The 15,274-nt window shown below is 30.2% G+C and carries 10 protein-coding genes; 2 read left to right on the forward strand and 8 right to left on the reverse strand.

What is annotated here, in order from left to right:
* Positions 1-265 precede the first annotated feature (265 nt).
* A complete protein-coding gene (locus ACH5TW_RS01210) occupies positions 266-1,708 on the reverse strand; it encodes a cadherin repeat domain-containing protein (protein WP_439334652.1) in 1,443 nt (480 codons plus the stop codon).
* 181 nt (positions 1,709-1,889) lie between these two features.
* On the opposite strand from ACH5TW_RS01210, the gene mazG reads away from it, so the two are divergent.
* On the forward strand, positions 1,890-2,669 hold the full coding sequence (gene mazG / locus ACH5TW_RS01215; protein ID WP_439334653.1) for a nucleoside triphosphate pyrophosphohydrolase: 780 nt from the start codon (positions 1,890-1,892) through the stop codon (positions 2,667-2,669).
* Between the two features lie 184 nt (positions 2,670-2,853).
* Positions 2,854-5,334: an FIDD domain-containing protein gene (locus ACH5TW_RS01220; RefSeq protein WP_439334654.1), complete on the forward strand. Its 2,481-nt coding sequence runs from the start codon at positions 2,854-2,856 to the stop codon at positions 5,332-5,334.
* Between the two features lie 67 nt (positions 5,335-5,401).
* Here ACH5TW_RS01220 and ACH5TW_RS01225 read toward each other — a convergent pair whose 3' ends face one another.
* The 7 genes from ACH5TW_RS01225 to ACH5TW_RS01255 all read right to left on the reverse strand — a co-directional run bounded on the left by ACH5TW_RS01225 (position 5,402) and on the right by ACH5TW_RS01255 (position 15,190).
* A complete protein-coding gene (locus ACH5TW_RS01225) occupies positions 5,402-7,462 on the reverse strand; it encodes a DUF349 domain-containing protein (RefSeq protein WP_439334655.1) in 2,061 nt (686 codons plus the stop codon).
* 105 nt (positions 7,463-7,567) lie between these two features.
* Complete coding sequence (locus tag ACH5TW_RS01230) at positions 7,568-8,308, reverse strand: shikimate dehydrogenase family protein (RefSeq protein WP_439334656.1); 741 nt, start codon at positions 8,306-8,308, stop codon at positions 7,568-7,570.
* The gene (locus ACH5TW_RS01235; RefSeq protein WP_439334657.1) at positions 8,305-9,321 is read right to left on the reverse strand and encodes a DUF368 domain-containing protein; all 1,017 of its coding nucleotides are present in this window, start codon (positions 9,319-9,321) and stop codon (positions 8,305-8,307) included. The genes ACH5TW_RS01230 and ACH5TW_RS01235 overlap by 4 nt, the downstream gene beginning before the upstream one ends.
* Complete coding sequence (locus ACH5TW_RS01240; protein WP_439334658.1) at positions 9,321-10,241, reverse strand: polyprenyl-phosphate transporter; 921 nt, start codon at positions 10,239-10,241, stop codon at positions 9,321-9,323. Before ACH5TW_RS01240 ends, ACH5TW_RS01235 begins: the two co-directional genes overlap by 1 nt.
* Positions 10,242-10,293: 52 nt before the next feature.
* Positions 10,294-11,682 carry a tetratricopeptide repeat protein gene (locus tag ACH5TW_RS01245; RefSeq protein ID WP_439334659.1) on the reverse strand — a complete coding sequence of 463 codons (1,389 nt, stop codon included), beginning with the start codon at positions 11,680-11,682 and terminating at the stop codon, positions 10,294-10,296.
* A 161-nt stretch (positions 11,683-11,843) separates the two neighbouring features.
* Positions 11,844-13,025 carry an aspartate aminotransferase family protein gene (locus ACH5TW_RS01250; protein WP_439334660.1) on the reverse strand — a complete coding sequence of 394 codons (1,182 nt, stop codon included), beginning with the start codon at positions 13,023-13,025 and terminating at the stop codon, positions 11,844-11,846.
* 5 nt (positions 13,026-13,030) lie between these two features.
* The gene (locus ACH5TW_RS01255) at positions 13,031-15,190 is read right to left on the reverse strand and encodes an OstA-like protein (protein WP_439334661.1); all 2,160 of its coding nucleotides are present in this window, start codon (positions 15,188-15,190) and stop codon (positions 13,031-13,033) included.
* Between the last annotated feature and the right edge of the window lie 84 nt (positions 15,191-15,274).

The following is a 15,274-nucleotide window of genomic DNA, read 5'->3' on the forward strand; positions in this document are numbered from 1 at the left end:
GTTACCATTATCCTAAATTTAGTTCAGGACTATGGGTCAGGCTTTTCACTACAATCCTTAACGCGCTTTTTTGATGGCTTATCATTTTTTTAATAAAAGTTGTATTATTTTGAAGAGGTTCGTTTAACGTTTATGTGTAAGGATAGTTGCGTGTTTAAGCAACTAACTCACTAAAAATGGAACGAACCAGAGGAAAATCCGCAGGATTTTCCAAGTAGACAAGAACCAAGCAATTATTTTTACACGTTGTTAGCAAAAGTTGTTTTTAATTTTTACAATTTTCATCCAAAATATCTTGTTCAGAAGGGTTAAATAAATTCCCTGAAACAATATAACTTCCAATTCCACTAATTCCATTGTTTTTTATTAGCGGAGTAATACCACAAAGATCATTTAATGATGTGTTCTCCTTTAATTCTAAATTTCCATTTAATGATATTGTTTTTATATTTATCAATCCATCAACATTTACCAAAGCAGAATTTCCAAGAATACTTATGCCTCCAGATTTATAAATAGGTGTTAATCCATTAATATTTATTAAAGAAGGATTTTCATTAATATTTATAAGAGTAAATTCATCACATATAAATTTTGATAAACCGTCAATATTAGTCAATGAAAGATTCCCGCTTATTCCAATTGAATTAAAATCAGTACCCGAGTTTAATGATACATTAGAATTAAATCCATCTAAATTTACCAGATCATCATTACCATTAATTTCTAAACCTAAAAGGCCTTTTATCTCGCTTAAGCTATCTAAACCTTTAAGAGTTTTAAGAAGTGTCCAGGATATTGTAAACTTTCCACCAATAGAATTTAAATTATTCAACCCTTCTAGAGTAGTAAAAGAATTATCACCCATAATACTTAGATCATCTTTAACAGAAATTAGATTCCTTAACGCAGAAATATCAATAAGATTCTCATTATGTCGAATTACTAATCGTCCGCCAACATTAGTTAAATTATTTAAACCTTCTAAAGATTTAAGCTGATCATTAGTACTTACTCTTAAATCTCCAATAGTATTTTTAATGTTTTTTAATGCCTCAATAGATTCTAATTGTTCATTTAAACCAATTACCAAATGCCCTCCAACAAAACTTAAATTTTCTAAACCATTTAAAGTTTTTAATTTATGGCAACTTCTAATTAATAAATCCTCACTAATTTTTGTTAAAGTCATTAGAGGAGCCAAAGAGGAAATATTACCACTAGAATTATTAAAATTAACCCATCCGGTTACTTCGGTATATTCCTTTGCACCAAAATCATTTATGTCTTCTTGAGAGCTGAAATCAAGATTACCAACAAAAACATTAGGTTCATTCAAATCATTTAAATTAATAGTTACAATAGATGTTTTGGAAACATTTCCATTTGAAACATTTATAACACCAGTAATTACTGGATTAATTTCGTAATCAAAATTATCAACAATATTTACTGTTAATTCGCCGGTAGTCTGATTAATATTGAAAGAATTACTTGGATTTTGAGAGGTAATTGAAAAGGTTACATCCCCTTGATTTGAAGAGCCAATTACAGTACCAATAATTGCATTTGCCTCAGGATTTTCATCAATTGTGATTGAAAAGTCTGTAGCCGAAACTGTGATTTGAATTTGAGAATCATCATTGCCTCCGCAAGAGAATACTAATATTAAAAATATTAGAACAGAAGAGCATTCTATTTTTATCATAATTTATTATTTAATTTTTGCTAATGACGTAGATATGAAATCGTTTTAATGATTTATATCATACGTTAAACGAAGTTAGCTATTTTTTCTGACAAAGTCAAGTGTGTTTATAAATTGAGAATAATAAAAGTAATTTTCAATTCAAATAAATCAAAACTGTATTTTTACAAAAACATTAAAAATGAATTCTAGAGCAGAACAACTAAAGGCGTTTGATAGATTGTTAACCATCATGGATGAGTTGCGTGAGCAATGTCCTTGGGATAAAAAGCAAACTATGGAAACCTTACGTCATTTAACCATAGAAGAAACTTACGAACTTGGTGATGCTATTTTAGATAAGGATTTAGAAGAGGTTAAAAAGGAATTAGGCGATGTGTTATTACACATAGTATTCTATTCTAAAATAGGAAGTGAAACTAAGGATTTTGATATTGCCGATGTATGCAATGGTATTTGTGAAAAGTTAATTCATAGACATCCACATATTTATAGCGATGTTAAGGTGGAAAATGAAGATGATGTAAAAAGAAATTGGGAAAATTTAAAATTAAAAGAAGGAAAAACAAGTGTTTTAGAAGGTGTGCCAAAAAGTTTGCCAGCCTTGGTGAAAGCCAATAGAATTCAAGAAAAAGTAGCAGGAGTAGGGTTTGATTGGGAACAACCAGAACAGGTTTGGGAAAAATTAGAAGAAGAACTAAATGAATTTAAAGTAGAAGTAGAAAAAGGCGATGATGATGCTATGGAAAGCGAATTTGGCGATGTTTTATTTTCTATGGTAAACTATGCACGTTTTTTAAATATAAATCCAGAAAACGCATTAGAACGTACCAATAAAAAATTCTCAAAACGTTTCCAGTATCTTGAAGAAAAAGCAAAAGCCATGAACAAGCCATTAAAACACATGACCCTTGCTCAAATGGACGTGTTTTGGGAAGAAGCAAAGCGATTGCCGAAATAGGGAATTGGAAAATCTGTGATTTTCAAATTTCAAAATCGGCAATAGGTCAAATGTCTTTAAACCTCATAGAGTAGGTTTTTATCTGTAAATTTTATTAATAGTTTTAAATTTGTATTATATTTATTAAATAAATATTTATTAAAACTTAATGCACAATAAATCAAATTGCATAATATTTTATATTGTGTTTTTTTTTCTTATAAATAGTTTTTGTTGGTCTCAAAATATAGCACCAACTATAACAGCTACAGGAGATCAGCTATATTGTCCTAAAACTCTAATTAACATTGTTACCGATTTTAATATTGAAGATCCCGATGATACAGAAATAGCAGCGCTTTATGTGCAAATTTCAACAGGTTATGTGCAAGGAGAAGATACGTTAATACTTACTGGAACACATCCAAGCATTACGACTTCTTGGAGCCCTATTGAAGGTAAATTAACCTTAAGAGGTCTTGGTTCAGCTTCTGCTATTTATACAGATTTAATACCAGCGGTTGAAGCTATTGTTTTTCAGAGTACAAGTAATAGCCCTAAAAATAAAACATTTTCAATAACCATAGGAGATGCTAATTATTTACCTAAGACAGATCATTATTATGAGTATGTATCAGATTATGGTATTTCATGGTCTGCAGCTAAAATCGCAGCAGAAAACAGAACTTATTTTGGTTTAAAGGGGTATTTGGTAACAATTCTTTATCCAGAGGAAGCTCAGTTAGTAGGAGAACAAGCAGCAGGTGCTGGCTGGATTGGAGGAACAGATGAGCAAACAGAAGGTGTATGGAGATGGGTTACTGGTCCTGAAGCTGGAACTATTTTTTGGAATGGAGCAAGTAATGGGTCTACTCCTAATTATGCAAATTGGAATAATAATGAACCTAATAATGTTAATGGAGGTGAAGATTATGCACATATTACAGATCCATCAATTGGTATTAAAGGTGCATGGAATGATTTAAGAGTTACAGGAGATCCACCAGGACCTTATCATCCAAAAGGCTATATTGTTGAATATGGTTCTCCTCAAGAGCCTTCTTTAAATATTTCAGCAAGTACAAAAATTACAGCTATTAATACTTCAATTATTGATGTAAAACCAGGTTCAGTTTGCGGTAGTGGTTTTATGACTATAGAAGCAACAGCTTCTTTAGGAGATGTTTTGTGGTTTGATTCGCCATCTGGAGGTGCTTCAATTGCTACTGGTACTGTATTTATAACACCAGATTTAAATATAACAAGAACGTATTATGTATCTAGTTCATTCAATGGTTGTATTAATGATGAAAGAATACCAGTAATCGCTACAGTTTATCAAATACCAGTTGTGCAGCCTTCAATTACTTTTAAAAATTGTGATGTAGATGGAAATCCAGATGGTAATACTGATTTTAATTTAAATGAAGTAAATGATATAATAACAAATAATAGTTCTTCAGGATTAGATATCTCATATTATACTGATTTAAGTGATGCAGAGAATGGAACTATAAACGCTATTAATTCACCAACATCTTTTAACAATTCAATTTCAAATACAGTATTTGTTCGTGCTGAAACCATTAATGGTTGTTATAATATATCAGAAATAACATTAGAAGTTTCTACAACATCGCTGCCTATAGATTTTTTTGAAGAGTTATCTTCATGTGATGATGATAATGAAATAGATGGGTTTTATGGGTTCGATTTATCGGAAGCAAGTCAAAGCTTTTTAGATAGATTACCTATAGGTCAAAATTTAAGTATTCATTATTTTGAAAATTTAACTGATGCTCAGCTAGAACAAAATGAAATATTAGGTGTTTATGAAAACAAAGATGCTTTTTCACAAATAATATATGTGCGGGTTGAAAGTGATGATAATGGAAATTGTTTTGGAATTGGTCCTCATTTACAATTAACAGTACATCCAAGGCCAGAATTTGAGGTAGGACAATCAAAAGTGCTTTGTTCTAATGCAGAGGTAATTACATTATTTACATTAAACTCTAAAGGTAAATATACATATGAGTGGAAAGATTCAGCTGGAACCATTGTAGCAGATTTATTTGAAACTGAAGTGTTATTAGGAGGTACTTATACAGTTATAGCGACTTCAGAATTTGGATGCGAATCATTTCCTATTGCATATAATGTTGAAGAATCTAGCATAGCTACAATTGATAGTAATGATATAGAAATTATTGAGTTAACAGATAATAATAGCATATCCATAAATAATGATAATAATAACCTTGGTATAGGTGATTATGAATTTACTTTAGATAATATTGATGGGCCTTATCAAGATGAACCTTACTTTGATAGAGTAGGAGCAGGTTCTCATATATTTTATATTAAAGATAAAAATGGTTGTGGTATAACATCTATTGAAGTCTTTATTTTAGGATTTCCTAAATTCTTTACTCCGAATAATGATGGTGTAAATGATACATGGCAAATTAAAGGATTGGGTACTGATTATACAGATGATTCAAAAGTAAGTGTATACAATCGTTATGGTAAATTAATAAAGCAATTAACTACTAAAAGTGGTGTTTGGGACGGAACCTTTAATGGTGAATTTTTACCAAATTCAGATTATTGGTTTTTAGCAGAACTGGTTGAAACTACTGGAGAAATTAGAGTTTACCGTGGACATTTTAGCTTAATTAGGTGAAATTGAATTATAAACAAAAACAGCTTGGTGATTTACCAAGCTGTTTTTGTTTATATAGTAAAGAATATTAATATAGTTCTTTAATCTTTTTTAACTTGCTTTTCCATAAAGCTAAAGACTCTTTATGAGTTTTTATATTGCTGTGTACTTCCTTTACAAGCGGATTATCATCATCAACATTGGTGAAAAATTGTAAGTTGTTTTCTAATTGATTTATCTGACTTTTAACTTCATCTATTTTTTTACGAATAAAAGAACGCTCATTATCTAAATCTCTATTGTCTTGAGAAGTATTAAAGTTATCCAGTTTGTTTTCAAACTTAATCATTTCAACTTCATTTTTATCCATTTTTAAATTAGATAATAAACCGTCTATAGTTTTTTGGAATTTACCTTCAATATAACGTTTATCATTTGGCACTCTGCCTAGTGCTTTCCAGTTATTAATTTGTTCTTTTATAGCCTTAATATCTTTATCTGTATCTCCAGAAGGTTTTAATTCTTTAAGAGAATCTAATAAACTAGCTTTTTTATTAAAAGCTTCTAATTCTTCTTTATTAGCAGCGTTCTTTTGGGCATGTAATCTGTCAAAATAAGCATTGCAAGCAGTTTTAAATTGCTTCCATATTTTATCACTATCTTTTCTTGGTACATGACCTATCTTTTTCCAATCACTTTGTATTTTTTTCATTAAAGCAGTTGTTACTTCAAAGTCTTCACTGTCTTTATTGTCTTCAGCTATTTTTATAAGTTCTAGTTTTTTCTGAAGATTGGTGTATTGGTCTTTTTTAAGTCCTTTATAAAAACTGTTTTTTTGTCTATTAAAAACTCTAACAGCATCTTTAAACTTAGCCCAAGTAGCTTCGTTTACTTTTATAGGAACTTTACCAGCACTAAAAAAATCATTTCTAAGCGCTTCAATAGCTTTGATTTTATTTTGCCAGCCACCGTGAGAATTGGTTTCTTGTGCATTTAGTGCATCAATATTTGCTATTATTTCAAGTTTATACTCTAGATTTTTTTCGTAAACTTTGTCAATTTCTTGATAATATACTTGACGTTTATCATTAATTATTTTAGTAGCAGCTTTAAAACGATCCCATATTTTTTCTCTATGCTCTCTTCCAACAGGTCCAAGTTCTTCTTTCCACATTTTATGAAGTTCTTGTAATTCTCTAAACGAGCGCATAACATTATCATCTTGTGCTAACTCTTCAGCACGTTCAATAATTTTAGTTTTTTTCTCTAAGTTATGTTTAAAATCTAAATCGCGTAAGTCTCTATTTAAGTGTAAAAAGTCATAAAACATTTCTACATGGTGGTGGTAACTATTCCATGCATTATTGTATTTGTCTCTTGGAATAGGTCCTGTATTTCTCCAACGTTCTTGTAATTCTTTAAAGTGCTTATATGTTGTGTTTATATTCTCTTCAAGGTTTAAAAGCCCTTTTAATTCTTCTATAATTTCAAGTTTATCGACTAAATTTTGTTTTAGATTTTTTTCTAAACTTTTATAATGGTCGTTTAGTTTTGTTCTGTATTCCTTATAAGCTTCTTTAAATCTTTTTTGAATGGGTGACGAGTAGAAAAAATCAATTTCGTTACCGCCATCATTTAAAAATTCTTCTTTTTTCTCATCTAGTAACGCTTGGAATTTTGTTTTGAATTCGTTGTTAATACCATCTACATGAGATTTTATAGCTTGAATTTTTTCGTTTTTAAGCAGTTTTTCTAACTCGATCGCTAGGGCTTCTAACGACATGTTATCATACTCTTTTACTTCAATAGTATGTCGTTCTTTGTTGCCTTCATCTTCAGCGTCTTCAGCATTAGATTCTTCTATTTCATTAATAACTTTTTCGCCTTCTTCATCAGATTTAGTAACTTTAGAAGTGTCTTCATTATTCGATTTAGTATCTTCACTTACTGGTTGTTCAGTATCTTGATGATTTTCTGCCTCAGCGTCTTTATTAACAACATTAACCTCTTCAACGATAGGTTTTACTTCTTGAGTTTTTCCTGTTTCTGTTGAAGAATTGTCAACTAAGTTATCATTGTTTAACTCGTTTGTGTTGTTTTGTGTTTCTTCTACTCCTTCTGCTTTTTGCAGTTTATTACTATCAGACATTTTTAAAAATGTTTAGGTTCATCAAATTACTTTCGCATTAAAGATACTAACAAGTATACTATTTACAAAAGAGAAGCGATGCTTTTAGTAAAATAAAAGATAGTTTTACTCTAAGTTCCAAATAGACCAAGCTTTTTCAGCTTGTAATTTTAACATCTTTAACCCGTTTTCTATTGTTGCACCTTGTTTTTTTCCAAATTTTAGAAACTTAGTTTCTTCTGGATTATAAATTAAATCGAATAAAATGTGATTGTTTGTAATGGCGTTATATGGAATATCTGGACAATTATCAATATTAGGAAAGGTGCCTAAGGGTGTACAATTTATTATGACTTGGTGTTCTTTAATTACCGATTCGTTTAATGTTTCGTAGGTATAGCTAATACCTCCAGATTGCTTTCGGGATACATATTTATACTCAATTTCTAGCTTTTCTAAACTATATGCTACAGCTTTACTAGCCCCACCTGTACCTAATATTAAAGCTTTTTTATGATGTGGTTTTAACAATGGTTCAAGAGATTTTGAAAATCCATAGCAATCTGTATTGTAGCCAACTAACTTTCCTTTTTTTGTTATTTTTATAGTGTTTACAGCGCCAATAGATTTAGCTTTTTTGTTTATTTTATCTAAAAAAGGCATGACATCTTGTTTGTATGGAATAGTTACGTTTAAGCCCTTTAAGTTTGATGTGTCAGTTATAATAGATGGGAATAACTCAATAGATTCAATATCGAAATTTTCGTAAGTGGTATTTTCTATATTTTCATCTTTAAATTTCTGTTCAAAATATGATCTTGAAAAAGAGTATGATATGTTTTTGCCTAAAAGCCCTAATTTGTTCATTTATTTATTCTTGTTTTTTGCCCGTAAATTTCTAATGCTAAAACGATAGCTATTCCTAAAAATATAAAGGCGATAGCATAATAAGTTTCTGTGTTTAATTCGGGGATATAGCGTTTGTAATTTTGTATAATTTTTTGCTCAGTTGAATCTAGTAAAAAGCTTCCATCTTCATGTATTTTGAAAATAGTTTTTTTCCATGGCCATACAACACCTAGTGAGCCAACTATAAATCCAATAATGGACGAAAGCGTAATACTTTTATAATGCTTTAAAATATAGCTTAATGCATGTGAAAAAGTAACTAAGCCTGTTATTGATCCTAGAGTGAAGACAATAAGAGTTTTTAGCATTCTTATGCGTTCTGTATTTTCAACAAAGCTAAAATCACTTCCTAGAATTTCATAAACAGTATCGTATAAAGCGTTTACAGAATCGACTAAGAGCAACACATAGTTTCCTAAAAGAATAAGAATGAAAGATCCTGAAAAACCAGGAAGTGTCATACCAGATACACTAATAATACCACAAAAAAATACAAACCATAGGTTGTCGTTTTCTTTGGCAGGATTTAAAAAACTAATACTTATTCCTATTGCAATTCCAACAGCTAGACATAAGTATGTTTTATAATTCCAATCTTTAAAATCTTTATTTATATAATAAATAGAACCAATAATCATTCCGAAGAATACGCTCCAAACATAGAGTTCATAATGTATTATAAGATAATCTAGAACTTTAGAAATGCTAAAGTAACTCACTATCATTCCTAAGAAAAGTAACCCTAAGAAGCGTCCGTTAATATAGTTGTAAAAGCTTTTAAAGCGCCCATTAATAAGTAGCATAAAAGCTTTACCGTTAATCTTTTTTAACGAATAAATAAATTCCTCATAAAAACCAGCAACAAAAGCAACAACACCACCAGATACCCCAGGAACTTTATTCGCAGCCCCCATACCTAATCCTTTTAGAATAAGAAAAAGTTTATCGGTTAAAGTTCTAGTTTCTTGCATTACTGTTTCTTAGTGCCTAATCTTTCTAAAATAAAAATAGTTAAAAATCCAATAACCATTAAGCTTATGGCAAAAACGATTTGATTATCGCCATTAAAAGCAAATGGTGAGATGCTTTCTTGTAATAAAGGAGTTTTTATACCTTTTGAATCTGTATACCATGATACGGTATTTTTCCAAGGCCAAACTTTACCTAACGATCCAAAAATGAAACCAGTAAGAACTGCTAAAGTAATATTATGATAATTTTTAAAGAGCCATTTTAATAAATGGCTAAAACTTAATAAACCTAAGAGAGCACCAGAAGCGAAAATAATTATTTTTTTTATATCAAAATCATGAAAAGCGTCGCTCAGTGTTTTATAGGCGCCTAGAATAATAAGTATGAAAGATCCAGAGATTCCAGGTAAAATCATGGCACAAATTGCAATAGCTCCAGCCATAAATAAGTATAATGAGTTCTCGTTATTAGATAGAGCTGGAAGTGATGAAATATAATATGCACTTAGAGCTCCCATAGCTAATGCTATTATAACTGTAATGTTCCATTTGGTAATTTGCTTTCCTATAAAATAAATACTTGCTATAATGAGACCCAAAAAGAACGACCAAATTAAAATGGGGTGATTTTCTAATAAATATTTTGCTAGCCTCATAAATGATATAAAGCTTATGATAATGCCGCTTAAAAGAGCTAAAAGGAAATTTCCATTTATTTCTTTCCAAAACGGTTTTATACCTTCGCTTAAAAGAGTTTTAAAAAGAGACGGTTTTACGTTACTAATTGTAGAAATTAATTCTTCATAAATGCCAGAAATAAAAGCTATAGTACCACCTGAAACACCAGGTACAGCATCAGCAGCTCCCATAGCGACTCCTTTTAGTGAAATAATTAAATAATCTTTAAAACGTCTTTGCATGTTTTGATTTTTATAAGCAAATCAAAGATATGTATTTTAACGCGATGATTAATTATAGATTTGTTTTTAGTAGATTTTTAACAAGTATTTTGTTAGAAACTTCAGGAAAAAGTTCTTCAATAATAAAAGCGTATTCTTCATTATGTTTTAAACCATTTTTTAAATAAAATATGCCTTTGTCATTTTCATTTAAAGAGAAATACAATCCTGCTAAGCGATATGCGACTTCGGCATTTTTTGGATGAAACTCTAAAGCTTGTTCAAAATTAATAACAGCAGCTTCTGGCTCGCTTAGTTTAATTAATAAATCACCCCGAGATAACCATGTATTTAGTTCGTAATTGCCTAGTTCTAACGTTTTTTTAAATCCGCGCTCAGCTTCTTCATAAAAGTTTAAACGTTGATTAATTTGGGAGAAAAGCTTCCAATATATAACATTTTCAGTATCAATATTTATAGCTTTATTAATATAGTATAGAGCTTTTTTGTAATTCTTTTTTTTGTTATAATACCTAGTAATTGCTATCCATCCTTTGTCTAATAAAGGGTCTTCATGTACCGTTCTATCATAATATTGAAGCGCTAATTCATCATTACTTAATTTTTCATAACAGGAGCCAATACGTAATAAAGCAAAGGATGTAGGTTCGTCTAATTTCAAGGTTATGCTATAGTTTTCTATAGCTTCTTCATATTGTTTTAGTTTTTCAAGAACTTTTCCACGTTCTAGATAGGCGCCAATAAAAGTATCATCAGAAATAATAGCAAAATCAAACGATGTTAATGCCTTTTTGTATTCTTTTAAAGAGAAATATTGTTTGCCTAATTGATGCCATGCGACTTCACAATACGGGTTTTTATCTAAAAATATATTTAAATATTCTATAGCATCTTCATTCTGATTTAAAAACTCAAAACAATAAATCACATTATAAAGTGCCGAGTAATCTTCAATATCTTCCTCTAAGCATTTCATGAAATATGTTTTAGCATCTTCAAATTGGTCTAGAAATAAGTATTCCATACCAATTAGAGAATATAAGTCGACTACATCATCAGTGAGTTCAATTGCTGTTTTTAATACTTCAATAGCTTGTAAATGGTCGTCCTTTTTAGATAATATATTTGCTTTTTGAATGAATATTTCTTCATTCATTGGGTCTAAACTGTAAAGCTCATTTAATAAGGAGTCGGCTTCAATAAGTTTATCTTCAAACACATGAATTTCTACTTTAAAAAGTCTTAAATTGATAGAAGAAGGGTGTTGATCTAAACCCAGTTTAATAGCTTTTTTTGCTAATGCTATTTTGCCTTGATTAAGATAATGATGAATAATGTTTTCAAATTCTTCTGAATCGAAGAATAAAACACGATTCGTTTTTAACATCGATTCAAATTTAGTAAGCGGCAAGTTGTTATTGTCGTTATGACTAAACTCCATAAGCACATTTGTAAGGTTTCTACCTGAATAAATTTAAGATTCTATTCTGTTTTATGGGATTAATTACATAAATGTTTTCAACAAAGTAATGAACAGTTGGGTGTTTAGTGTTCTAGTTTTTTGTGTTATTGGTTGATTTTTAGAGTGCTGGAAGTGTTTTGTTAATCTTGAATGTTGTTCAAAATATCAATAATTATAGCACAGCCTTTAGTTATTTCTTCGTTTGAGATGGTTAAAGGCGGTGTGATTCTTACAGCTTTAGGCTCAAAAAGCAACCAGAATAAGATTAAACCTTGGTCTTGGCCATCTAAAACTATTCTGTTTGTTATGGATTCTGATGGTGTAATGATGGCAAGCATAAGACCAATACCTCTTATTTCTTTGATTAAAGGATGCACTAAAAGTTTTCTGAATAGTTGTTCCTTTTCTAATGCTTGCTGCATTAAATTACTAGTTGTAATTTCTTTTAAAGTTGCTAAAGCCGAAGCAGCAATAACTGGATGCCCTCCAAATGTAGTAATGTGTCCTAATTTAGGGTTGTCTTGAAGTAAATCCATTAAGCTACTAGAAGCAGTAAAGGCTCCAATAGGCATACCACCACCTAAAGCTTTGCCAGTTACTAAAATATCTGGAATACAATTATAATTTTGAAAACCAAAAAGGGTTCCAGTTCTACCAAATCCTGGTTGAATTTCATCTAAAATTAAAAGAGCTCCAACTTTATCACATTGGTGTCTTATTTTTTTTAAATAGTCATTTTTAGGGACAATAAATCCAGCACCACCTTGTATGGTTTCTAAAATTACACAAGCAGTTTTTGTTGTTATTTGTTGTAAATCGAATTCGTTATTGAATTCTATAAATTTAACATCAGGTAGTAAAGGTCTAAAGGCTTGTTTGCGTTCTTGGTACCCCATAATGCTTAATGAACCCATAGTGTTGCCATGGTACGCTTTATTTGCAGCAATAATTTCGCTTCGCCCAGTAGCACGTTTAGCTAATTTTAAAGCACCTTCAATCGCTTCGGTTCCAGAATTGGTTAAATAGGTTTTGCTTAATGAGTAAGGAAGGTTTTTAGCTAATAGCTTAGCAAGATCTACAGCTGGTTTTTGAGCGTATTCACCATAAACCATGACGTGCATGTATTTGTCTAATTGCCCTTTAATTGCTTGGACTACTTTTGGGTGATTATGTCCTAGGGGCGTTGCAGATACACCTGCAACAAAATCAAGATATGCTTTGTTGTTGGTGTCATAAATAAAACTTCCTTTGGCATGTGACACTTCCATTGCTAAAGGGTGAGGTGATGTTTGTGCTTGGTATTTTAGGAAGTCTTGTTTCATTATTTCTAATTTGATAATTCAAATAGCTCTGCTCCCCATAAATTAACATTATCACTTATTAAAATTTTAGTTATAATACAGTTTAGGATATTATCATCATCTTTTTTAGCTATTAGTTTATATTTTTCCCATTTATTTGTTAGTTCTATATCTAAATACTTGTATACAGTTGAATCTCCTCCATTTTCTTGCAGCATTATTTGTATATTTCCTTTCCCTTTTGCCCAAACTGCCCACATAATATTGCCTTTAGTTATTTCTATTTTTTGAAAAATAGAACCACTATCTCTTTGTAAGCCAATAATCGCATCTGCAGTCTTTTCACTATTAGGGTCTTCATCAATATTTGGTTTAACAATTATATTATGCTTAAACCAAATATTGTTACTAAAATCTTGTGAATATTCAATTAAATTATTCGATAATATTTTTTTTTGATTTTTTTCTTCAGGAATATTTATTACAACTTGATTAATAGGAGTGTTTTTACCAGTCAGTTTTATACGTTCCATCATTTCATCATCAAAAAACGCATCTTGAGGAATATAATCATCTAGCCCTTTTATAATTGGTAAAACTAAGGGTTCATCATCTTTAAATAAATCTTCAACACTAAGTGGGCATTCATCTTCTCTCCAGTCAAAACCTTTTAGGAATTGTTCTTTTTCAGGGTATTGTGATTGTGGATATGTTTTTCCATCAGCTTGATTAATTCTATTATATTCCTCAATATCTCCATTTTCAAATAACATGGAGATACTTCCAGATTTAGCTTTATCTATCCCGATAAGTTCATCTTTATCATTTCTAAGGTAAAAAATAGATTCAGCATTTTTATTAATATTTATTTTTCGTAAGGTGTTTTCTTTGTTAAACCAACCTTTTAAGTGTATACCATAAATTTGACTATAACCATTATCACTCAGGGTGTCTTTGTTTATAATAAAAGCATTGTTGTATACCAAAAGTGAATCTAGTTTTTCTGTTTTTGGATTTGAAATTAGATGTATTGTGTCTCCAGTCATTTGGCTTTTTATATTCCAAAGAATGGGTTTGCGTTTAGTAGAAAAGGCATCACTAGAGTCAAAACGATCTAAATTAATTAATTGTGTTAATCCTGTTTTTTGATCGGCATGAATAGAATCTGCCTTTGCACTAATATCCGATTTATAAAGTTTAGCATTATAATATGCTTTTACAATTCGATGTTCTGGTTTACCTGTAACCATAATTTTATCGGCATGCATATAAATAGAATCATTTTCTTGAACTGTTATGGCTAAGGCTCGTTTTGTAATAAAAAGCGAGTCTTTTTCTTTGAAAATTTCAGCATAATGGCCTTTTATAATACTATGGTTTATGGTGTCTGTTACTTTTATGTTATTAGTAGCAGAAGCAAAACTTATGTTGTTATCAAAATATAAACTATCTCCTAGGATTTCTCTATCATCGTAATCTATTTTTGCGTTTTTAAGCGCATAACCCACTTTGTTTTCGGTGTTATAAAACCCTTTTTCGCAATAGGTTTTACTGTCTTCTGTTGTAATAGTTGATGGTCCAAATAAATAAGCATGGCCTGAATCGGAATAAAAATCGAAAAAACCAGAATGTATGATAGCGTCATCACTTGTTAAAACAACATTTTCTACAAATTGATATTTTTTAAGATTCATATAATAGCGACCTATTTTACTAGTAATTGTTCCTGTTGAATCCTTTACAACCGTTCCTCCATTTTTATAAAAGGATTCTTGTTTTAATTTATCATAATATAATGTATCGGATGTAATAGTAGAATTTGGATCTTTTAAAACTACTTTGCCACTAGCAAATGCTAATTCCGTTTCACCACTATATTCTAAATATTTTGAGGTCATATTGATGGTGTCCCCTTCTATCATTCGTACATGGCCATAAGCCTCAATAAATTTTTCTTTTCTGTATTGTATAGCTTTATCACACCAAAGATCAATGCTGCCATGTTTTATGTGAACTTGTTGAGAATCATCACGTGTCATTGTGATAGCACCAGGAGCTTTTTCTTCATCAATGGTTGTTGTACCTGCATATTCAATTTTTATCTGCTTCTTTTCTTGAGCTTGTATGTTTGTTACTGAAACAAAACAAAATAATATTATAAAAAATATAGATGGTAGTCTATTCAAAATATAAAAGATTTGTGACAAAAATAACGATTAATATGATGTTTAATTATCTGTTGGCTTTTTTTTATGATTTAGTTTGAAACA

The organism is Thalassobellus sediminis, assembly GCF_044386045.1.
Classification (GTDB): Bacteria; Bacteroidota; Bacteroidia; order Flavobacteriales; family Flavobacteriaceae; genus Thalassobellus; species Thalassobellus sediminis.

Coding starts and splice junctions, on each gene's coding strand:
- ACH5TW_RS01210 (WP_439334652.1), bottom strand. CDS start 1,708: ATGATAAAAATAGAATGCTCTTCTGTTCTAATATTTTTAATATTAGTA.
- mazG (WP_439334653.1), top strand. CDS start 1,890: ATGAATTCTAGAGCAGAACAACTAAAGGCGTTTGATAGATTGTTAACC.
- ACH5TW_RS01225 (WP_439334655.1), bottom strand. CDS start 7,462: ATGTCTGATAGTAATAAACTGCAAAAAGCAGAAGGAGTAGAAGAAACA.
- ACH5TW_RS01230 (WP_439334656.1), bottom strand. CDS start 8,308: ATGAACAAATTAGGGCTTTTAGGCAAAAACATATCATACTCTTTTTCA.
- ACH5TW_RS01235 (WP_439334657.1), bottom strand. CDS start 9,321: ATGCAAGAAACTAGAACTTTAACCGATAAACTTTTTCTTATTCTAAAA.
- ACH5TW_RS01240 (WP_439334658.1), bottom strand. CDS start 10,241: ATGCAAAGACGTTTTAAAGATTATTTAATTATTTCACTAAAAGGAGTC.
- ACH5TW_RS01245 (WP_439334659.1), bottom strand. CDS start 11,682: ATGGAGTTTAGTCATAACGACAATAACAACTTGCCGCTTACTAAATTT.
- ACH5TW_RS01250 (WP_439334660.1), bottom strand. CDS start 13,025: ATGAAACAAGACTTCCTAAAATACCAAGCACAAACATCACCTCACCCT.